We start from the raw sequence: 19,571 nt of genomic DNA, 5'->3' as shown, positions 1-19,571 counted from the left end.
GCGGAGCGGGACGGCGATCAGCCGCCGCGGCGCATCAGGTCGAAGAACTCGGAATTGCTCTTCGTCTGGCGGATCTTGTCGAGCAGGAATTCCATCGCCTCGACTTCGTCCATGTCGTGGATGAACTTGCGCAGCACCCAGATCTTCTGAAGGATCTCGGGCTTGATCAGCATTTCCTCGCGACGCGTGCCCGATTTGTTCAGGTTGATCGAAGGGTACACGCGCTTTTCCGCGAGACGGCGTTCGAGGTGCACTTCCATGTTGCCGGTGCCCTTGAACTCTTCGTAGATCACGTCGTCCATGCGGCTGCCGGTTTCGATCAGCGCGGTGCCGATGATCGTCAGCGAGCCGCCTTCCTCGATGTTGCGCGCCGCGCCGAAGAAGCGCTTCGGACGCTGCAGCGCGTTCGCGTCGACACCGCCCGTCAGCACCTTGCCCGACGCCGGGATCACGGTGTTGTACGCACGCGCGAGACGCGTGATCGAGTCGAGCAGAATCACGACGTCGTGCTTCATTTCGACGAGGCGCTTCGCCTTCTCGATCACCATTTCGGCGACCTGGACGTGGCGCGTGGCCGGTTCGTCGAACGTCGACGCGATCACTTCGCCGGCGACCGAGCGCTGCATTTCGGTCACTTCTTCCGGACGCTCGTCGATCAGCAGCACGAACAGGATCACGTCCGGGTGGTTCTGCTTGATCGCGTGCGCGATGTGCTGGAGCATCACGGTCTTGCCCGACTTCGGCGACGCGACGAGCAGGCCGCGCTGGCCCTTGCCGATCGGCGCGATCATGTCGATGATGCGGCCCGTGACGTTTTCCTCGCCGCGCATTTCGCGTTCGAGCGACAGCGGCTTGTTCGGGTGCAGCGGCGTGAGGTTCTCGAACATGATCTTGTGTTTCGAGGCCTCGGGCGGCTGCCCGTTGACTTTGTCGACCTTCACCAGCGCGAAGTAGCGCTCGCCGTCCTTCGGCGTGCGGACTTCACCTTCGATGGTGTCGCCGGTGTGCAGGTTGAAGCGGCGGATCTGCGACGGGCTGATATAGATGTCGTCGGTGCTCGCGAGGTACGACATTTCCGGCGAGCGCAGGAAGCCGAAGCCGTCCGGCAGCACTTCGAGCGTACCGTCGCCGAAGATCGTCTCTCCCGTCTTGGCGCGCTTTTTGAGAATGGCGAACATCAGCTCCTGCTTGCGCAGGCGGTTCGCGTTTTCGATCTCCAGGCCATTGGCCATTTCGATCAGTTCGGAGACGTGCAGAGACTTGAGCTCGGATAAATGCATACGGAGAACCCGCCAGGGAGGAGATGCGACGAAAGAAAATAAGGGAGGAGGGCGAGCGGAAGCGCTCAGAGACTTAAATGCGTCTTGTCGACGTTTTTTAATTCTAGCATAGCCCGATTCGCGCTTGAGCGAGCGATCGGCGGCTTGACAACGGACGTGTTGCCGACTGACAACACGTCCGCGGAACTGCCGGTATTACAGGTGGCTGTCCAGGAACGCGGTGAGCTGCGACTTCGACAGCGCGCCGACCTTCTGTGCGGCGGCCGCGCCGTTCTTGAACAGGATCAGCGTCGGGATGCCGCGCACGCCGAACTTCGCGGGCGTGGCCTGGTTGTCGTCGACGTTGATTTTCGCGATCTGCAGCTTGTCGCCGTAGTCCTTCGCGACTTCGTCGAGGATCGGGGCGATCATCTTGCACGGGCCGCACCATTCGGCCCAGAAATCGACGAGCACGGGCTTGTCGGACTTGACGACGTCCTGTTCGAACGATGCGTCGCTGATGTGTTTGATCTGTTCGCTCATTGGGTCAATACCTCTTACGGTTCGGGGACTGCCTGCTTGCGCGTTGCGGCGTACCGGCCGCCGTAGGCTGCCGGCCGCTGCGGCAGGTCACTCCGCCTTTCCGGAAAGGAGGGGCGTAAGCGCTGCATCCGCGGCTCGCGGGTCGTTCGGGCGTCATATTAGCCTAAATTGCTATCTGCTGCGGGCGGCGATAGTAGCCGCTACGCGAGTAGGGGTACGACGCGACGTTCGACCGTTGTGCCATGCAGGTGGAGGCCGGTCCGCCAATTACAAGGGGCGGGCCGCATGCGGCGTGTCCGAATGGACGACGCGCCGGTTTGCCCGGCGAGATTCGCATTGATGCGAACAAACGGTCGCATTCGTCCGGAAGCGGTGATAGAATATGCCGTGACGGGCCTCCTCGCATGGTGGGGCGGTGAACCTGGTCAGGTCGGGAACGAAGCAGCCACAATCGTTTTCCGCCAGTGCCGAGGGTTGGGCTCGTCACCTTCCTTCTCGCCCCGTTCGCAGGGCGTTTTTTATTTCTGCATCACACTCCGTTCGACCTGCGCCTTGCCCGTGTTCCGCACCGTTTCGCGTGTCGGCGCGACGCAGCGTTACTGATACAATTTCCCGATGACCTATCAAGTTCTCGCACGCAAGTGGCGTCCGAAGGATTTCGCTTCGCTCGTCGGCCAGGAGCACGTCGTCAGGGCGCTCACGCACGCGCTCGACGGCGGGCGTCTCCATCACGCCTATCTGTTTACCGGAACCCGCGGTGTCGGCAAGACGACGCTGTCGCGGATCTTCGCGAAGGCGCTCAACTGTGAAACCGGCGTCACGTCGCAGCCGTGCGGCGTGTGTCGCGCCTGTCGCGAGATCGACGAGGGCCGTTTCGTCGATTACGTCGAGATGGACGCGGCGAGCAACCGCGGCGTCGACGAGATGGCCGCGCTGCTCGAGCGCGCGGTGTACGCGCCCGTCGATGCGCGCTTCAAGGTCTACATGATCGACGAAGTGCACATGCTGACGAACCACGCGTTCAACGCGATGCTGAAGACGCTCGAAGAGCCGCCGCCGCACGTCAAGTTCATCCTCGCGACGACCGATCCGCAGAAAATCCCCGTCACCGTGCTGTCGCGCTGCCTGCAGTTCAACCTGAAGCAGATGCCGGCCGGGCACATCGTGTCGCATCTCGAGCGGATCCTCGGCGAAGAGCAGATCACGTTCGAGCCGCAGGCGCTGCGCCTGCTCGCGCGCGCCGCGCAGGGCAGCATGCGCGACGCGCTGTCGCTGACCGACCAGGCGATCGCCTATTCGGCGAACGAGGTGACCGAGTCGGCGGTGTCGGGCATGCTTGGCGCGCTCGACCAGACTTACATGGTGCGCCTGCTCGACGCGCTCGCGGCCGGCAACGGCCCGGAAATCCTCGCGATTGCCGACGAGATGTCGCTGCGCAGCCTGTCGTTCTCGACCGCGCTGCAGGATCTCGCGAGCCTGCTGCACCGGATCGCGTGGGCGCAGTTCGCGCCGGGCTCGGTGCTCGACGAATGGCCGGAAGCGGCCGACCTGCGCCGTTTCGCGGAGACGCTGAGCCCCGAGCAGGTGCAATTGTTCTATCAGATCGCGACGGTCGGGCGCGCCGAGCTCGGCCTGGCGCCGGACGAATACGCCGGCTTCACGATGACGCTGCTGCGGATGCTCGCGTTCGAGCCGGCCGCTGGCGCCGGCAGTGCGCCGGCCGGTCAGCCGTCCGTGCCGCCGCGTGCGGTGCCGGCTCCGCGCGCTGCTGCGGCGAAGCCGGTAGCTGCCGCAGCACGGCCGCAAGCCGCGGCGCCGGCTGCGCCTGTTGCGCCGGTCGCGCGTTCGGCGCCGGCGCAGTCCAGTGACGAAGCCGCCCGGCCGGTCGCCAAGCCGGCGGTCGTTTCGGCGCCGGCGGAAGCACCCGTTTCGGCGCCCGAAAAGGCAGCACCGGCACCGGTCGCGGCCGACGTTCAAGCGATCGAACCGCCGCAGCCCGAGGAGAAGGCTGCACCCGCCGGCGACGCGCCGCCTCCCGCCCGCAAGGAACCCGAGCCGCCTGCCGTTGCCGCCGCGCAGCGAAACGACGAACCGGTGCCGCAGCCGGCGCCGCGCGCCGCGTCGCCCGAGCCGGCCGCCGCCCGTCCGGCGGCGCGCGCGGGCGGTGCCGCCGCCGCGCTCGACGTGCTGCGCAATGCAGGGATGCGCGTGTCGTCGGACCGCGGGCGCGCAGGCGCGGCAGCGAAGCCGGCGGCGGCCCAGCCGGCCGCCGAAAAACCGGCCGCGCCGCGTCCCGCCGTTCAGGTGCCGACGCCGCGTGCCGCTGCGCGTGCGCCGCAAGCAGCCGATTCGCGCCAGCCGTCGCCGCCGTGGGAAGACATCCCGCCGGACGACTACGTACCGCTCAGCGCCGACGAGATGTTCGGCGGTTCCGACGACGGCTTCGTGCCGGTGTTCGACAGCGGTCCCGACGATGTGCGCGTGACGCCGAAGCAGGCGGAAGCCCGTCCGGCCGCGCCGATCGACACGCGCCCGTTGCCGCCGGCGATCGCGCTCGATGCGATCGGCTTCGACGGCGAATGGCCGGCGCTCGCCGCGCGGCTGCCGCTGAAGGGCGTCGCGTACCAGCTTGCGTTCAACAGCGAACTGACGGCCGTCGATGCGAGCGCATTGAAATTGTCGGTGCCGGTGCCGCAGTATGCGGACGCCGCGCAGGTGGCGAAGCTGAAGGCCGCACTGGCCGATGCGCTCGGCAAGCCGGTCGAGGTGAGCGTCGAGGTCGGGCCCGCCCGGCGCACCGCGGCGGCGCTCGATGCGGCCGCGCGCGCGGCACGCCAGCGCGAAGCCGAGCAGGAGATTCACGGCGATCCGTTCGTCCAGCAGCTCGTGCGCGACTTCGGTGCGCGCATCGTCGAGGGCTCGGTGCGCCCGCTTGCCGATTCGGCGCCGGACGGCGCGCCGCCTACGCTGCATTGAACTGACCGCCCCGCGACAGGCACAATCACGCCCCGCACACATTGGCCGGCACGCGCCGCGTGCCGGTTTTCACACGATCAAGAAGGAGTATTCCCATGTTGAAAGGCAACCTCGCCGGACTGATGAAGCAAGCGCAGCAAATGCAGGAAAACATGAAGAAGATGCAGGAGCAGCTTGCGCTGATCGAGGTCGAAGGGCAGTCGGGCGCCGGCCTCGTCAAGGTGACGATGACGTGCCGCAACGAAGTGCGCCGCGTGTCGATCGACCCGAGCCTGCTCGCGGACGACAAGGACATGCTCGAGGATCTCGTCGCCGCTGCGTTCAACGACGCGGTGCGCAAGGCCGAAGCCACGTCGCAGGAAAAGATGAGCGGCATGACGTCGGGCCTGCCGCTGCCCCCGGGCTTCAAGCTGCCGTTCTGAGCGCCGCGTCCTTGCCACCGTTTGCCGCCGTATGAAACAGCCGTCCGCCTTGTCCGCTCTCGTCGAAGCGTTGCGCGTGCTGCCCGGCGTCGGGCCGAAATCCGCGCAGCGCATGGCGGTTCACCTGATGCAGCACGACCGCGAGGGCGCGGAGCGGCTCGGCCGGTCACTGCTGTTCGCAACCGAGCACCTGCAGCACTGCGAGAAGTGCAACACGTTCACCGAAGCGCAGATCTGCGAGGTCTGCAGCGACGAGGAGCGTGATCCGACGCTGCTGTGCGTCGTCGAGACGCCTGCCGACCAGATCATGCTCGAGCAGACGATGACCTACCGCGGGCTGTATTTCGTGCTGATGGGGCGACTGAGCCCGCTCGACGGAATCGGCCCGAAGGAAATCCATTTCGACCGCCTCGTGCGGCGCGCATCCGACGGCGTCGTCAAGGAAGTCGTGCTCGCGACCAACTTCACGAACGAAGGCGAAGCCACCGCCCACTACCTCGGCCAGACGCTCAAGGCGCGCGGGCTGGCCGTCACGCGCCTTGCGCGCGGCGTGCCGGTGGGCGGCGAGCTCGAGTACGTCGACGCGGGCACCATCGCCCGCGCGATGCTCGACCGCCGCACGATGTAAGCCGGGCGCCGCCTGCCGGCGGCGCCGTTTCTTGTGGCAACGCATGCTGTGCCATATGTAAACAGACCCTAGGAGACACATGAGCACCAGCCAGGGCCCGCTCGCGGGCGTCAAAGTGCTCGAATTCGGAACGCTGATCGCGGGACCGTTCGCGTCGCGGCTGTTCGCCGAATTCGGCGCGGAAGTGATCAAGATCGAGGATCCGAACGGCGGCGACCCGCTGCGCAAGTGGCGCAAGCTCCATCCGGAGCAGGGCGGCACGTCGCTGTGGTGGTCGGTGCAGGCGCGCAACAAGAAATCGGTCACGCTCAATCTGAAAGCCGACGCCGGCAAGGCGATCGCGCGGCAGCTCGCGAGCGAGGCCGACATCGTGATCGAGAATTTCCGTCCGGGCCTGCTCGAAAAGCTCGGGCTCGGCTACGACGTGCTGTCGGCCGACAATCCGGGCCTCGTGATGGTGCGCCTGTCCGGCTACGGGCAGACGGGCCCGTACCGCGACCGCCCCGGCTTCGGCGCGATAGCCGAATCGATGGGCGGGCTGCGCCACATCACCGGCTATCCGGATCTGCCGCCGCCGCGCATCGGGATCTCGATCGGCGATTCGATCGCCGCGCTGCACGGCGTGATCGGCGCGCTGATGGCGCTCCATCACCGCAAGGTCAACGGCGGCGCGGGGCAGGTGGTCGACGTTGCACTCTATGAAGCCGTCTTCAACATGATGGAAAGCGTGGTGCCCGAGTACGGCGTGTACGGGATGGTGCGCGAGCGCACCGGCGCGTCGCTGCCGGGCATCGTGCCGTCGAATACGTACGCGTGCCGCGACGGCAGCATCGTGATCGGCGGCAACAGCGATCCGATCTTCAAGCGGCTGATGAAGGCGATCGAGCGCGACGACCTCGCCGACGATCCCGCGCTCGCGCAAAACGACGGGCGGGTGCCGCGCACGCAGGAAATCGACGACGCGATCGCCGCGTGGCTCGCGCCGCGCACGATCGACGAGGCGCTCGTCGTGCTCAATGCGGCCGACGTGCCGGCCGGGCGCATCTACAGCGCGGCCGACATGTTCACCGATCCGCAGTTCGTCGCGCGCCAGATGATCCAGCGTTTCAAGCTGGCCGACGGTACGGACATTCCGCTGCCGAACATCACGCCGAAGCTGTCGGACACGCCGGGCGAAACGCGCTGGCTCGGTCCCGAGCTGGGCGAGCATACCGACGAGGTGCTGCGCGGCCTCGGCTACGACGCGCACGCGATTGCCGCGCTGCGCGAGGCGGGCGCGATCTGAGCGCAGCCGGCGTAGCGCTTTGCGCCGGGCCGCTCGACGAAGGGTTCCCCGACGAGATTTTCGGCGGGCGGAAAACCCGGCGGCCCGGTGTTTTCCCCAACGCGCGGAACGCCGCCGCGCAGTGCGGCGGCGCATCGCGTGCCCATGCGTATACCCGCCCGTCCACGGCGGCCGGACTGTCGCTCTCGCGCCATCTTTCCTCGGTTACAATCGCCGGATGCGAATCCTACTCAGCAACGACGACGGCTATCTCGCCCCCGGTCTCGCCGCGCTCAGCGAAGCGCTGCAGCCGCTGGCCGAGCTTACGGTGATCGCGCCCGAGCAGAACTGCAGCGGCGCGTCGAATTCCCTCACGTTGTCGCGGCCGCTGTCGGTGCAGCGCGCAGCGGGTACGGGTTTCTTCTACGTGAACGGCACGCCGACCGATTCGGTGCACGTCGCGCTGACGGGGATGGCCGACGCGCGGCCGGACATCGTCGTGTCCGGCATCAACAATGGCCAGAACATGGGCGAAGACACGCTCTATTCGGGGACAGTTGCGGCCGCCACCGAAGGCATCATGTTCGGCGTGCCGGCCATCGCGTTCTCGCTGGTCGACAAGGGCTGGGCCCATCTGGCCGACGCCGCGCGCGTCGCCGCGGAAATCGTCGAGCACTACCTCGCGCATCCGCTGCCGGGCAACCCGTTGCTGAACGTCAATATTCCGAACCTGCCGTACGACCAACTGAAGGGCTGGCAGGTCACGCGCCTCGGCAAGCGTCATCCGTCGCAGCCGGTGATTCGCCAGACCGACCCGCGCGGCGAGCCGATCTACTGGATCGGCGCCGCGGGCGACGCGCTGGACGCCAGCGAAGGCACCGATTTTCACGCCGTCGCAAACGGTTTCGTATCGATCACGCCGCTGCAGCTCGATCTCACGCATACGCAGATGCTGCCCGCGACGCGCGAATGGGCGCGCGCCGGAGGGCGGGCTTCATGAGCGGCGAGCGCGCGAAGCGGTTCCCGCTCGCGCTCGAAGATCTCAAACGAGCGCCACGCAAATCGGAAGGTCGGCCCGGCGAACGCCAAGCGGCGGGTGCGGTGCCGAAGGCCGCCGACAAACCCGCAGCCGTACTGAAACCGGTTGCGGTGAAGCCGGCCGCCGCGCGGGCGCCGCTGCCGGGTATCGCCGCCGCGAAGCCGGCGACCGCACCGAAGCCGACCGCGCTGAAACCCGCGCTGCCGAAGCCGGCTGCGCCGAGCATCGCGCCGGCCGGCGCGTTCGCGCTCACGTCGGAACGTGTGCGCGAGCGGATGGTCGAACGGCTGCGCGCGAACGGCGTGACCGATGCGCGCGTGCTGGACGCGATGGCCGCGGTGCCGCGCCACCTGTTCGTGGATCCCGGGCTCGCGACGCAGGCCTACGAGGATTCGGCGTTGCCGATCGGCCACCAGCAGACCATTTCAAAGCCGTCGGTCGTCGCGCGCATGATCGAGCTCGCGATGGCCGGCCGCACGCTCGAGCGCGTGCTCGAGATCGGCACGGGTTGCGGCTATCAGGCCGCCGTGCTGAGCCACGTGGCACGCGACGTGTATTCGATTGAACGCATCAAGCCGCTCTACGAGCGCGCGAAGCTGAACCTGCGGCCGCTGCGCGTGCCGAACATCCGTCTGCATTACGGCGACGGGCGTGTCGGCCTGCCGTCCGCGGCCCCGTTCGACGCGATCGTGATCGCGGCGGCCGGGCTCGACGTGCCGCAGGCGCTGCTCGAGCAGCTCGCGATCGGCGGGCGGCTCGTCGCGCCGGTCGGCGCGCAGAGCGGACAGCACCAGGTGCTCACGCTCGTCGAGCGCGTCGCGCACGCGCAATGGCGAGAGTCCCGGCTTGATCGCGTTTTCTTTGTCCCTTTAAAATCCGGAGTGATTTGAAACCGATGAGTATGTTGCGCGCGATGCAAAACAACCGATCCAGGGAACCGCTCACGCTCGCCCAGCGCGCGATCTGTGTGGCTGCGTTCTCTACGCTACTGGCCGCCTGTGCGACGCGGCTCGACAACGCGCCCGTCGTCGACCGCTCCGGGTCGCTCGGTACGACCGCCGCCGCGCAGCCCGCGGCGCCGCTTCCGCCGGCGCCGCCGGGTTACTACCGGGTGAAGCCGGGCGACACGCTGTACCGGATCGCACTCGAAAACGGGCAGAACTATCGCGACATCGCGGCGTGGAACAATCTGGCGAACCCGAATCAGATCGAAGTCGACCAACTGCTGCGCGTGTCGCCGCAGGCCGGTGCCGCGGTCGCGGGTACGCAGGTCGCCGCGCCGATCGGAGGCGCCGCCGTTGCGACCGCGCCGCTCAGCAGCGGCCCCGCGACGCCGGCTGCCGGTACGTCGTCGTCGAGCGCGACGGCGCCTGCCGCGGCAGCCGCGTCGAGCGATACGGCGGCTGCTCCGAGCGGCCCCGTGACGTTCGCGTGGCCCGCGCGCGGCCCCGTGCTGAACGGGTTCGACGATGCGAAGAACAAGGGTGTCAATATCGGCGGGACGGCCGGCGAGGCCGTGAAGGCGGCGGCGGACGGCCGCGTCGTTTACTCCGGCAACGGTCTGCGTGGCTACGGCAACCTCATTATCATCAAACACGATGCAACTTACCTCACGGCGTATGCACACAATCGCGCTTTGATGGTAAAAGAGGGGGACGCGGTAACGAAGGGGCAGAAGATCGCCGAGATGGGTAACAGCGATGCCGACCGCGTGATGCTGCATTTCGAGGTTCGCCGGCAGGGTAAGCCTGTCGATCCGCTGAAGTATTTGCCGCCTCAATAACCGAGACGACCATGCCGAAATCGAAGCGCCACGAGCCGCAAGCCGAGTCTGAGAAGATCAGTCGTGCCACGCAAGCATCGGTGGGGCGAGTAGGTGCTTCGACGGACGACGATGACGACGTCGCGGAAAACGAACGCGATCTCGAGGCGCGCGACGCCGACACGGACGGCGGCGACGACGAGCGCGAAGGCCGCCAGGAAGCCGCGCCCGACGTCGACGATTTCCGCACGCTGCTGCAGGCCGAGCTCACGGCCGACACGATCCAGCATTACCTGAACCGCATCAGCGTGAAGCCGCTACTGACCGTCGAGGAAGAGCAGCGCTATTCTCGTCTGGCGAAGGCCGGCGAATTCGAGGCGCGGCAGGTGATGATCGAGCGCAACCTGCGTCTCGTCGTCAGTATCGCGAAGGGGTACCTGAACCGCGGCGTGCCGCTGCTCGACCTGATCGAGGAAGGCAATCTCGGCCTGATGCACGCGATCGAGAAATTCGACCCGACGCGCGGTTTCCGCTTCTCGACCTACGCGACGTGGTGGATCCGGCAGAGCATCGAGCGGGCGATCATGAACCAGGCCCGCACGGTGCGCCTGCCCGTGCACGTGATCCGCGAACTGAACCAGGTGCTGCGCGCGAAGCGCCATCTCGAAAAGAATTCGATGTCGACGGGCGAGGCGGCCGAGCGCCGCGAAGCCAGCATCGACGACATCGCCTATCTCACCGGCAAGACCGCCGAGGAAGTCACCGATATCCTCGCGCTCAACGAACACACGGCGTCGCTCGACGCGCCGCTCGATCTTGATCCCGCGAGCAGCCTGCTCGACCTGCTGCCCGACGACCAGAGCCAGTCGCCCGACGCCGAAGTGCAGCACCGCGAGCTCGAAACGCTGACGCGCGCGTGGCTGTCGCGGCTGTCCGACAAGCACCGGCATGTGATCGAGCGCCGCTTTGGCCTGAACCACATCGAACCGGCGACGCTCGAGGAGCTCGCCGACGAGATGGGGCTCACGCGCGAGCGCGTGCGGCAGATCCAGCAGGAGGCGCTGGTGCGCCTCAAGCGGTTCTTCGCCTCCAACGGCGTGCGCAAGGACGCCGTTCTGTAACCGATGACCCCAATCCTTGTTTTTGACATCGAGACGATTCCCGATGTCGACGGCATTCGCCGTCTGGAAGACCTGCCCGCGACGCTCGACGATGCGGCGGTGGCCGAACATGCGTTTGCCGCACGCCGCGAGAAGACCGGCGGCGATTTCCTGCCGCATCATCTGCAGCGAATCGCGGCGATCTCGTGCGTGTTTCGCGACAACAACGGTTTTCGCGTGCGCTCGCTCGGGACGCCGCAGGACAACGAAGCGACGTTGATCCAGTCGTTCTACCGCGTGATCGAGAAATACACGCCGCAGCTCGTGTCGTGGAACGGCGGCGGTTTCGATCTGCCGGTCCTCCATTACCGCGCGCTCGTGCACGGCATTCCCGCCACCCGCTACTGGGATCTCGGCGAGGACGACCGCGAATTCAAGTGGAACAACTACATCGCGCGCTATCACTCGCGGCATACCGACCTGATGGACGTGCTCGCGATGTATCAGGCGCGCGCGAACGCGCCGCTCGACGCGCTGGCGAAGCTGTGCGGTTTCCCGGGCAAGCTCGGGATGGACGGCAGCCAGGTATGGCCGGCGTTCCGCGACGGCCGGATCGACGAAATCCGCAACTATTGCGAAACCGACGTCGTCAATACGTACCTGCTGTATTGCCGGTTCCAGTTGATGCGCGGCGGCCTGACGCCGAGCGAGTACGCGGACGAGATCCTGCTCGTGAAGAACGCGCTCGCGCTGGAGCCGGCGCCGCACTGGGCCGAATACCTGGCCGGCTTCGACGCGTAGTGCGGGCAGGCCGCGCCGTAGCCGGCGCGATCAGCCGAGTTCGAGCAGCACCGGCTGGTGATCGGACGCGCGTACGTCGCCGTCGATCTCGCAGCGGATGACGCGCGGCAACAGCGTGTCGGTCACGAACACGAAGTCGCACGCGAGCGGGCCGTCCGACCATTGCACAGTGTCGTAGACGCCAGCGGTCGGCGGCGGCGTACGACCGGGATGCCGTGCGACCCACGCGTCGACGAAACCCGGTGCGTCGGCAATCGGCTCCATGAAGCGCCGGTACGCATCGGCGCCGAATGCACTGTTGAAATCGCCGCAGACGATCGCACCGCGCGGTTGTCCGGTCGCGCTGAACGGCCCGTCGGCGGTTTCGGCGGGAGCGGGATGGTCAGCATGCGCGCAGGCTTCGCGATGCCGGTCGCGTAGCGCATCGACCTGCGCCAGCCGCTGGCGCGCCGAGTAATACTCCAGATGCGTGGTGACCACGCGCAACCACCCGAGGGGCGCCCGCAACTCGATATCGAGCGCGACGCGCGGCATCGACGGCGCGCCGGCGTCGGCTGGCCACGGCAGCGATTGGCGCAGCACGCGCCCGACCGGCAGCCGCGTCGCGATCGCGTTGCCGAACTGGCGGCGCGGTGCGCCCGGCCGGATGGCCGGCAGATCGGCGCCGATGGCGTCGACGATCGTATAGCCAGGCAGCAGCGCCGCGAGTTCGGCGAACTGGTCCGGCCCTGGCCGGCCGGGCAGTGCGTCGAAGCCGCGCGTGACTTCCTGCACGCACAGCACGTCGAAATCGCTCAACTGCCGGGCGGCGGCGATCGTGCGCGGGAGGTCGACGATGCCGTCCGCATCCCGACCCCATTGGATGTTCCAGTCGATCAATCGCATGGTCGAGTCTCCTTGGCTCGGTGCTGCGAGCAGAACCCGTGCCGCGGTGGGGCCGCGCCACGCATTGCGCGCGGCAGGTCGGCGCGCAACGGGCGCGCGGTTGTCAGTCGCTCACGCGCCACGCATCGCGCCACGTGCATCGGCGCTTGCGTGACGAAAGCGCGCGACGGGAGCCTTCGTCGTCTACAATCTCGCCTTCTTCAACGTTTGTCAGGAAAAGCTGGTGTCCGAAGCCGTCCCCACTTCTGCGCGCAAATCGAAAAACGCGCCCGTCGCGCCCGGGCCCGCCCCGGTTCTCGAGATCGAATCGCTCGACATGGAAGCGCGCGGTGTCGGCCGCACGATGACCGAGGACGGTCAGCCGGGCAAGGTGATCTTCGTCGAAGGCGCGCTGCCGGGCGAGCGCGTGACCTATTCGAGCTATCGCCGCAAGCCGAGCTACGAGCAGGCGACGGTTGTCGACATTCTGCGCCCGAGCGTGATGCGCACGCAGCCGAAGTGCGCATTCTTCGGCACCTGCGGCGGCTGCTCGATGCAGCATCTCGACATGCGTGCGCAGGTGGCGGTCAAGCAACGCGTGCTGGAAGACAATCTGTGGCACCTGGCGAAGCTGCGCGCGGAAACGATGTTCGCGCCGATCCACGGCCCGTCGTGGGGCTATCGCTACCGCGCGCGCCTGACTGTGCGCAACGTCGCGAAGAAAGGCGGCGTGCTCGTCGGCTTCCATGAGAAGAAGAGCAGCTACGTCGCCGACATGACGAGCTGCGAAGTGCTGCCGCCGCACGTGTCGGCGATGCTCGTGCCGCTGCGCCGGCTCGTCGAAGGGCTGTCGATTCGCGACCGGATGCCGCAGATCGAACTCGCGGTCGGCTCGGCCGTCACCGCGCTCGTGCTGCGCGTGCTGGAGCCGATCAACGCGGACGACGAAGCGCTGCTGCGCGCGTTCGCGGACGAGCACAACGTGCAGTTCTGGCTGCAGCCGAAGGGGCCGGACACGGTGACGCCGTTCTACCCGCTCGACGTATCGCTCGATTACACGCTGCCGGAATTCGGCATCCGCATGCCGTTCAAGCCGACCGACTTCACGCAGGTCAATCACCAGATCAACCGTGTGCTGGTGGGTCGTGCGCTGCGTCTGCTCGCGCCGTCGCGCGACGATCGCGTGCTCGACCTGTTCTGCGGGATCGGCAACTTCACGCTGCCGCTCGCGCGGCTGTCGCGCGAAGTGATGGGCATCGAGGGCAGCGACACGCTGACCACGCGTGCGCTCGCGAACGCCCGCGAGAACGGTGTCGACGGCCACACGACGTTCGCGTGCCGGAACCTGTTCGAGGTGACGGGCGACGATCTGCGCGCGCTCGGCGCATTCGACAAGTTCCTGATCGACCCGCCGCGCGAAGGCGCGCTCGCGGTGTCGAAGGCGCTGGCCGAGATCGCGCAGAGCGGTGAAGGTCCGCTGCCGAAGCGCATCGTCTACGTGTCGTGCAACCCGTCGACGCTCGCGCGCGATGCGGGGCTGCTCGTGCACGAAGCCGGCTATCGGCTGAAGGGCGCCGGGGTCGTGAACATGTTCCCGAATACGTCGCACGTCGAATCGATCGCGCTGTTCGAGCGCGACTGAGCCGGGCGGCGGACGTAAAAAAACCGGCCCGCGGGCCGGTTTTTCATGGTGCGTGCCGAACGTCAGTTGCGGTTGCCGCCGAAGATGCCGAGCAGCGCGAGCAGGTTCGTGAACACGTTGTACAGGTCGAGGTAGATCGCGAGCGTGGCCGAGATGTAGTTCGTCTCGCCGCCGTTCACGACGCGCTGGACGTCGAACAGCATGTAGGCCGAGAAGATCGCGATCGCGAGCACCGACACGGTGAGCATCAGCGCCGGCAGTTGCAGGAAGATGTTCGCGACCGACGCGAGCAGGATCACGATCACGCCCATGAACAGCCACTTGCCGAGCCCGGAAAAGTCGCGCTTGCTGACGGTGGCGATCGTCGCCATCGTGGCGAAGATGATGCCGGTGCCGCCGAACGCGAGCATGATCAGCGACGGGCCGTTCGAGAAGCCGAGGATGAAGCTCAGCAGCCGCGACAGCATCAGGCCCATGAAGAACGTGAAGCCGAGCAGCACGAACACGCCGGCCGCGCTGTTCTTGGTCCGCTCGATCGCGAACATGAAGCCGAACGCGATCGCGAAGAACGCGAGCAGGCTCATCATCGGGCTCGTGGCCGCGAACAGCGAGAAGCCCGTCGCGACGCCGACCCAGGCGCCCAGCACGGTCGGCACCATCGACAGCGCGAGCAGCCAGTACGTGTTCCGCAGCACGCGGTTGCGAACCTCGGCGGTGCTGACGGAACCGCCGCGGCCGAAATTGTACGGATAGTCGTTCATGGTTTCTCCTAACATTGAACGCGTGGGCGTCCGGGGCCGGTTCGGCGCACGCGATGTGCGGCGCAGCAAACCGGGGCAGCTATGGCTAAGATACGTTCCGTGCCCGGAGGTTTCAATGGCCCGGCGGAACAAAACATACGGATTCTGAACCTTTCATGCGTGTAAGGGTTCAATCGCAATGATACACGGGATCATGCTACAATAGCGGATTCATTTGAACCTGTAACTTCTTAATTTTTTGGAGTTTTTATGGCAATCGAGCGCACCCTGTCGATCATCAAGCCGGATGCGGTGGCAAAGAACGTGATCGGCCAGATCTACAGCCGTTTCGAAGGCGCCGGCCTGAAGATCGTCGCATCGCGCATGGCGCACCTGTCGCGTGCTGACGCAGAGAAGTTCTACGCAGTTCACGCAGCGCGTCCGTTCTTCAAGGATCTCGTCGATTTCATGATCTCGGGCCCGGTGATGATCCAGGTTCTGGAAGGCGAAGGCGCGATCCTGAAGAACCGCGACCTGATGGGCGCGACGGATCCGAAGAAGGCGGAAAAGGGCACGATCCGCGCCGACTTCGCCGACAGCATCGACGCGAACGCCGTGCACGGCTCGGACGCTGCGGAAACGGCAGCGGTCGAAATCGCGTTCTTCTTCCCGGAAATGAACGTTTACTCGCGTTAAGCCCTGGCTGACAGCAAGTAGGCAGGATTCAGCGCACGCGGCAAGGCAGCACATCATGACGAGCGAAACTTCCGTCAATCTTCTCGACTTCGACGCCGAGGGTCTTGTCGCGTACTGCGGCAGCCTGGGCGAGAAGCCGTTCCGCGCCAAGCAGTTGCAGCGCTGGATCCACCAATACAACGCCGGCGATTTCGACGGCATGACCGATCTCGCGAAGTCCCTGAGGGAAAAACTCAAGGGCCGCGCATCGATCGTGATGCCGGACATCGCCAGCGATCACGTTTCCGCCGACGGCACGCGCAAGTGGCTGATCGACGTCGGAAACGGCAATGCGGTCGAAACCGTGTTCATCCCGGAAGAGACGCGCGGCACGCTGTGCGTGTCGTCGCAGGCCGGGTGCGCGGTGAACTGCCGCTTCTGTTCGACGGGCAAGCAGGGCTTCTCCCGCAACCTGTCGACAGCCGAAATCATCGGCCAGCTCCGGATGGCCGAATTTGCATTGCGAGCGTCGCTGGGCCGCGCGCCCGGACCGAACGGCAAGGCCGAACGGGTCGTCACCAACGTGGTGATGATGGGCATGGGCGAGCCGCTGCTGAATTACAGCGCGGTCGTGCCCGCGATGCGGCTGATGCTCGACGACAACGCATACGGCCTGTCGCGCCGTCGCGTCACGCTGTCGACGTCCGGCGTGGTGCCGATGATGGACCGCCTCGGCGCCGAGTTGCCTGTCGCGCTGGCCGTTTCGCTGCACGCGCCGAACGATGCGCTGCGCGACGAGCTGGTGCCGCTCAACAAGAAGTATCCGCTGCGCGAGCTGATGGCCGCGTGCCAGCGTTATCTGAAAGTGGCGCCGCGCGACTTCATTACATTCGAATACTGCATGCTCGACGGCGTCAACGACACCGAAGCGCATGCGCGCGAACTGCTGGCCGTCACGCGCGACGTGCCGTGCAAGTTCAACCTGATCCCGTTCAATCCGTTTCCGGAGTCGGGCCTCATCCGCTCGAAGCCAGAGCAGATCAAGCGCTTCGCGCAGATCCTCATCGATGCGGGTGTCGTCACGACCGTGCGCAAGACGCGCGGCGACGACATCGATGCCGCGTGCGGACAGCTGGCCGGCGCGGTGAAGGATCGCACGCGCCTCGCGGAGCGGACGGGCGCAGCAGGAAAAATCATCGAAGTTCGGGCAGTTTGACGGGGATGCCTAGTCGGGGACGCCGAGTCGGGGACGCCAAGTCGGGGGCAGTTGGCCGGGGTGCCCGAACCCTTTGGCGGTGCAACACGCGAATAGCGATCGGTCGCGGCGCCTCGGCGCCGCGCATGGTATGAACCGTAGCGGGTGCCGGCCGGCAGGAGCCGGCGGCAGCCGCCAGTGAAGAAGAATCGACGCGAGGACAAGGATGAGTGAGCCGCAGCCGTCTAACGGCGCAGAGACGAATGCCGCGAAGCCGGCACCGGCGGGACTGGAAACGCTGGCCGCGGTCGGCAGCCGCCTGGCGCAGCTTCGGGAGACGAAGGGCTGGTCGGTCGACGACGTGTCGGCGCGACTCAAGGTCGCACCGCAAAAGCTCCGGGCGCTCGAGGCCGGCGACATCAGCCATTTGCCCGGCGTGACGTTCGCGCTCGGTGTCGTGCGCAGCTACGCGAAGATGCTCGGCGTCGATCCGGAACCGTTCGCGCAGGCGCTGCGCCGCGAGCGCGGGGTGCCGGAAGTCGACCTGTCGATGCCGGCGTCGTCGGGCACGGATCTGCCGCGCGGCCGCGTGTCGATTCCGCTCGGCGGTTCGTCGCGCCACCATCCGTGGCTGTGGGGAACGGGGATCGTCATCGTCGCGGTGGTCGCCGTACTGATGTGGCACACTGGCAGCGATTCGTCGGGCCTGCTCGCGCGCTTCAAGGGCGGCGACGCCGAACATGCGTCGGCGGCGAGCGCGGCGGCATCGTCGTCCGCCGAAGAAGCGGCGACGAACGGCGCGTCGACGGCGGTCGCGAATGAGGTTCCGGCCCCGGCCGCTGCATCGGCGCAGGCGATCGCGTCGGCCGTTCCGGCGCCCGCGGCCCCGGTCGCGACGGCGGCTGCGTCGCAGCCCGTGGCGGAAACGGCGGCGGCAAGCACGGCCGCGCCGGCCCAGCCGGCGAGCGTCGTGGTGGCGGCAGGCCAGTCGATGATCGAACTGAAGGTCAAGCAGGATTGCTGGTTCAGCGTGCGCGACAAGAATGGCAAGGAGCTGTTCTCGGCGCTGGTGCGCGCCGGCGAGACGAAGCAGGTGGCCGGCGACGGGCCGTTCAAGGTCACGATCGGCAACAAGGCCGGCCTCGACGCGGTTGCGTTCGACGGAAAACCGGTCGATCCGGCAAAATATTCGGCAGCGCGGGGTAACGTGGCGCGGTTCACGTTGCCCTGACGTCAAGCGCCGTGGCGAAGGCTTGCCGTCGATACCGGCAGGCCGTGAGGGCACGGCGCTTTTTCAATTCATGCGCCGCGTCGCGGCGCATTCCGCGTAAATGGATCTATCGATGCAATCCGAAGCTCAATCCCCACGCAGCAGTCAGATTTGTTCAACCGAGCCGGTGTTCGGCGGGCATCAGCCGCGCCGCGTATCGCATGCGGTGGATGTCCGCTGGGGCGGGCAACTCGTGACGATCGGCGGCGACGCGCCGGTGCGCGTGCAGTCGATGACGAATACCGATACGGCCGATGCGATCGGCACGGCGATCCAGATCAAGGAACTCGCGAACGCGGGCTCCGAACTGGTGCGCATCACGGTCAACACGCCCGAAGCCGCGGCCGCCGTGCCGGCGATTCGCGAGCAGCTCGACCGGATGGGCGTGACCGTGCCGCTCGTCGGCGATTTCCACTACAACGGCCACCTGCTGCTGCGCGACTACCCGGGCTGCGCGGAGTCGCTGTCGAAGTACCGGATCAACCCCGGTAACGTCGGCCAGGGCGCGAAGCGCGACACGCAGTTCGCGCAGATGATCGAGGCCGCGGCGAAGTACGACAAGCCGGTGCGGATCGGCGTGAACTGGGGCAGCCTCGACCAGGACCTGCTCGCGCGCATGATGGACGAGAACGGCGCGCGTGCGCAGCCGTGGGACGCGCAGAGCGTGATGTACGAGGCGCTGATTCAGTCGGCGATCGGCTCGGCGGAACGCGCGGTCGAGCTGGGCCTCGGCCGCGACCGCATCGTGCTGTCGTGCAAGGTCAGCGGCGTGCAGGACCTGATCGCCGTGTATCGCGAACTCGGCCGCCGCTGCGGCTTCGCGCTGCACCTCGGGCTGACCGAGGCCGGCATGGGCTCGAAGGGCATCGTCGCGTCGACGGCGGCGCTTGGCGTGCTGCTGCAGGAAGGGATCGGCGACACGATCCGCATCTCGCTGACGCCGGAACCGGGCGCGTCGCGCACGGGCGAGGTGATCGTCGGCCAGGAAATCCTGCAGACGATGGGCCTGCGCTCGTTCGCGCCGATGGTGATCGCGTGCCCGGGCTGCGGCCGCACGACGAGCACGCTGTTCCAGGAACTCGCGATGCAGATCCAGACGTATCTGCGCGAACAGATGCCGGCGTGGCGCAAGGAATATCCGGGCGTCGAGAAGATGAACGTCGCGGTGATGGGCTGCATCGTCAACGGCCCGGGCGAATCGAAGCACGCGAACATCGGCATCAGCCTGCCGGGTTCGGGCGAGAACCCGGCCGCGCCCGTCTTCATCGACGGCGAGAAGGTCAAGACGCTGCGCGGCGAGCGGATCGCCGAGGAATTCCAGCAGATCGTCAGCGACTACGTCGCACGCAATTACGGCCGCACCGAGGCCCTGAACTAATTCGTCCACACAC

General features: G+C 66.8%; 18 protein-coding genes and 1 other RNA gene. 15 read left to right on the top strand and 4 right to left on the bottom strand.

Annotated elements, in window-relative coordinates; translation table 11 throughout:
• Positions 1 to 17: 17 nt before the first annotated feature.
• Positions 18 to 1,280, bottom strand: a complete 1,263-nt coding sequence (gene rho / locus J8I33_RS15280) for a transcription termination factor Rho (protein WP_006478662.1) — start codon at positions 1,278 to 1,280, stop codon at positions 18 to 20.
• Between the two features lie 195 nt (positions 1,281 to 1,475).
• Complete coding sequence (trxA, locus tag J8I33_RS15275; protein ID WP_006402348.1) at positions 1,476 to 1,802, bottom strand: thioredoxin TrxA; 327 nt, start codon at positions 1,800 to 1,802, stop codon at positions 1,476 to 1,478.
• Positions 1,803 to 2,191: 389 nt separating this feature from the next.
• Between trxA and ffs the strand changes: the two genes are divergently transcribed.
• The 10 genes from ffs (at position 2,192) to J8I33_RS15225 (ending at position 11,794) form a co-directional block, all read left to right on the top strand.
• An RNA gene (ffs, locus tag J8I33_RS15270) (signal recognition particle sRNA small type) lies at positions 2,192 to 2,290 on the top strand.
• Positions 2,291 to 2,417: 127 nt separating this feature from the next.
• Positions 2,418 to 4,778, top strand: coding sequence for a DNA polymerase III subunit gamma/tau (locus tag J8I33_RS15265; protein WP_209937547.1), 2,361 nt, complete (start codon positions 2,418 to 2,420; stop codon positions 4,776 to 4,778).
• Positions 4,779 to 4,873: 95 nt separating this feature from the next.
• Positions 4,874 to 5,200 (top strand): YbaB/EbfC family nucleoid-associated protein, encoded by a 327-nt coding sequence (locus J8I33_RS15260; RefSeq protein WP_006482124.1) that lies wholly within the window; start codon positions 4,874 to 4,876, stop codon positions 5,198 to 5,200.
• 31 nt (positions 5,201 to 5,231) lie between these two features.
• Positions 5,232 to 5,828 carry a recombination mediator RecR gene (gene recR, locus J8I33_RS15255; RefSeq protein WP_006478665.1) on the top strand — a complete coding sequence of 199 codons (597 nt, stop codon included), beginning with the start codon at positions 5,232 to 5,234 and terminating at the stop codon, positions 5,826 to 5,828.
• A 79-nt stretch (positions 5,829 to 5,907) separates the two neighbouring features.
• Positions 5,908 to 7,113, top strand: a complete 1,206-nt coding sequence (locus J8I33_RS15250) for a CaiB/BaiF CoA-transferase family protein (protein ID WP_050013203.1) — start codon at positions 5,908 to 5,910, stop codon at positions 7,111 to 7,113.
• Between the two features lie 217 nt (positions 7,114 to 7,330).
• Complete coding sequence (gene surE / locus J8I33_RS15245; protein WP_050013202.1) at positions 7,331 to 8,092, top strand: 5'/3'-nucleotidase SurE; 762 nt, start codon at positions 7,331 to 7,333, stop codon at positions 8,090 to 8,092.
• Positions 8,089 to 9,021 (top strand): protein-L-isoaspartate(D-aspartate) O-methyltransferase, encoded by a 933-nt coding sequence (locus J8I33_RS15240; protein ID WP_050013201.1) that lies wholly within the window; start codon positions 8,089 to 8,091, stop codon positions 9,019 to 9,021. The genes surE and J8I33_RS15240 overlap by 4 nt, the downstream gene beginning before the upstream one ends.
• Positions 9,022 to 9,026: 5 nt before the next feature.
• Positions 9,027 to 9,914 (top strand): peptidoglycan DD-metalloendopeptidase family protein, encoded by an 888-nt coding sequence (locus tag J8I33_RS15235; RefSeq protein WP_050013200.1) that lies wholly within the window; start codon positions 9,027 to 9,029, stop codon positions 9,912 to 9,914.
• Between the two features lie 11 nt (positions 9,915 to 9,925).
• The gene (gene rpoS / locus J8I33_RS15230) at positions 9,926 to 11,014 is read left to right on the top strand and encodes an RNA polymerase sigma factor RpoS (protein ID WP_209937545.1); all 1,089 of its coding nucleotides are present in this window, start codon (positions 9,926 to 9,928) and stop codon (positions 11,012 to 11,014) included.
• A 3-nt stretch (positions 11,015 to 11,017) separates the two neighbouring features.
• Complete coding sequence (locus J8I33_RS15225) at positions 11,018 to 11,794, top strand: 3'-5' exonuclease (protein WP_050013198.1); 777 nt, start codon at positions 11,018 to 11,020, stop codon at positions 11,792 to 11,794.
• A gap of 30 nt (positions 11,795 to 11,824) precedes the next feature.
• Here J8I33_RS15225 and J8I33_RS15220 read toward each other — a convergent pair whose 3' ends face one another.
• The gene (locus J8I33_RS15220; RefSeq protein ID WP_209937543.1) at positions 11,825 to 12,679 is read right to left on the bottom strand and encodes an endonuclease/exonuclease/phosphatase family protein; all 855 of its coding nucleotides are present in this window, start codon (positions 12,677 to 12,679) and stop codon (positions 11,825 to 11,827) included.
• A gap of 316 nt (positions 12,680 to 12,995) precedes the next feature.
• Here J8I33_RS15220 and rlmD point away from each other — a divergent pair, with 316 nt between their 5' ends.
• Positions 12,996 to 14,300, top strand: coding sequence for a 23S rRNA (uracil(1939)-C(5))-methyltransferase RlmD (gene rlmD, locus J8I33_RS15215; RefSeq protein ID WP_245170362.1), 1,305 nt, complete (start codon positions 12,996 to 12,998; stop codon positions 14,298 to 14,300).
• 62 nt (positions 14,301 to 14,362) lie between these two features.
• Here rlmD and J8I33_RS15210 read toward each other — a convergent pair whose 3' ends face one another.
• Positions 14,363 to 15,061 (bottom strand): Bax inhibitor-1/YccA family protein, encoded by a 699-nt coding sequence (locus tag J8I33_RS15210; RefSeq protein ID WP_006484459.1) that lies wholly within the window; start codon positions 15,059 to 15,061, stop codon positions 14,363 to 14,365.
• A 249-nt stretch (positions 15,062 to 15,310) separates the two neighbouring features.
• Between J8I33_RS15210 and ndk the strand changes: the two genes are divergently transcribed.
• The 4 genes from ndk (at position 15,311) to ispG (ending at position 19,558) form a co-directional block, all read left to right on the top strand.
• Positions 15,311 to 15,736 (top strand): nucleoside-diphosphate kinase, encoded by a 426-nt coding sequence (gene ndk / locus J8I33_RS15205; RefSeq protein WP_006478674.1) that lies wholly within the window; start codon positions 15,311 to 15,313, stop codon positions 15,734 to 15,736.
• A 55-nt stretch (positions 15,737 to 15,791) separates the two neighbouring features.
• Entirely contained in the window at positions 15,792 to 16,931 is a 1,140-nt protein-coding gene (gene rlmN / locus J8I33_RS15200) for a 23S rRNA (adenine(2503)-C(2))-methyltransferase RlmN (protein ID WP_050013195.1), read from the top strand.
• 205 nt (positions 16,932 to 17,136) lie between these two features.
• Positions 17,137 to 18,141, top strand: coding sequence for a helix-turn-helix domain-containing protein (locus tag J8I33_RS15195; protein ID WP_209937541.1), 1,005 nt, complete (start codon positions 17,137 to 17,139; stop codon positions 18,139 to 18,141).
• A 112-nt stretch (positions 18,142 to 18,253) separates the two neighbouring features.
• Positions 18,254 to 19,558 (top strand): flavodoxin-dependent (E)-4-hydroxy-3-methylbut-2-enyl-diphosphate synthase, encoded by a 1,305-nt coding sequence (gene ispG, locus J8I33_RS15190; RefSeq protein WP_027806072.1) that lies wholly within the window; start codon positions 18,254 to 18,256, stop codon positions 19,556 to 19,558.
• Positions 19,559 to 19,571: the final 13 nt, after the last annotated feature.

The organism is Burkholderia sp. AcTa6-5, from assembly GCF_017815075.1.
Lineage (GTDB): Bacteria > Pseudomonadota > Gammaproteobacteria > Burkholderiales > Burkholderiaceae > Burkholderia > Burkholderia sola.
This window is presented reverse-complemented; position numbering and strand designations above follow the sequence as displayed.

Excerpts from the sequence above, each read along its gene's own strand:
- rho (WP_006478662.1), bottom strand. The coding sequence starts at position 1,280 with ATGCATTTATCCGAGCTCAAGTCTCTGCACGTCTCCGAACTGATCGAA.
- trxA (WP_006402348.1), bottom strand. The coding sequence starts at position 1,802 with ATGAGCGAACAGATCAAACACATCAGCGACGCATCGTTCGAACAGGAC.
- J8I33_RS15265 (WP_209937547.1), top strand. The coding sequence starts at position 2,418 with ATGACCTATCAAGTTCTCGCACGCAAGTGGCGTCCGAAGGATTTCGCT.
- J8I33_RS15260 (WP_006482124.1), top strand. The coding sequence starts at position 4,874 with ATGTTGAAAGGCAACCTCGCCGGACTGATGAAGCAAGCGCAGCAAATG.
- recR (WP_006478665.1), top strand. The coding sequence starts at position 5,232 with ATGAAACAGCCGTCCGCCTTGTCCGCTCTCGTCGAAGCGTTGCGCGTG.
- J8I33_RS15250 (WP_050013203.1), top strand. The coding sequence starts at position 5,908 with ATGAGCACCAGCCAGGGCCCGCTCGCGGGCGTCAAAGTGCTCGAATTC.
- surE (WP_050013202.1), top strand. The coding sequence starts at position 7,331 with ATGCGAATCCTACTCAGCAACGACGACGGCTATCTCGCCCCCGGTCTC.
- J8I33_RS15240 (WP_050013201.1), top strand. The coding sequence starts at position 8,089 with ATGAGCGGCGAGCGCGCGAAGCGGTTCCCGCTCGCGCTCGAAGATCTC.
- J8I33_RS15235 (WP_050013200.1), top strand. The coding sequence starts at position 9,027 with ATGAGTATGTTGCGCGCGATGCAAAACAACCGATCCAGGGAACCGCTC.
- rpoS (WP_209937545.1), top strand. The coding sequence starts at position 9,926 with ATGCCGAAATCGAAGCGCCACGAGCCGCAAGCCGAGTCTGAGAAGATC.
- J8I33_RS15225 (WP_050013198.1), top strand. The coding sequence starts at position 11,018 with ATGACCCCAATCCTTGTTTTTGACATCGAGACGATTCCCGATGTCGAC.
- J8I33_RS15220 (WP_209937543.1), bottom strand. The coding sequence starts at position 12,679 with ATGCGATTGATCGACTGGAACATCCAATGGGGTCGGGATGCGGACGGC.
- rlmD (WP_245170362.1), top strand. The coding sequence starts at position 12,996 with ATGGAAGCGCGCGGTGTCGGCCGCACGATGACCGAGGACGGTCAGCCG.
- J8I33_RS15210 (WP_006484459.1), bottom strand. The coding sequence starts at position 15,061 with ATGAACGACTATCCGTACAATTTCGGCCGCGGCGGTTCCGTCAGCACC.
- ndk (WP_006478674.1), top strand. The coding sequence starts at position 15,311 with ATGGCAATCGAGCGCACCCTGTCGATCATCAAGCCGGATGCGGTGGCA.
- rlmN (WP_050013195.1), top strand. The coding sequence starts at position 15,792 with ATGACGAGCGAAACTTCCGTCAATCTTCTCGACTTCGACGCCGAGGGT.
- J8I33_RS15195 (WP_209937541.1), top strand. The coding sequence starts at position 17,137 with ATGAGTGAGCCGCAGCCGTCTAACGGCGCAGAGACGAATGCCGCGAAG.
- ispG (WP_027806072.1), top strand. The coding sequence starts at position 18,254 with ATGCAATCCGAAGCTCAATCCCCACGCAGCAGTCAGATTTGTTCAACC.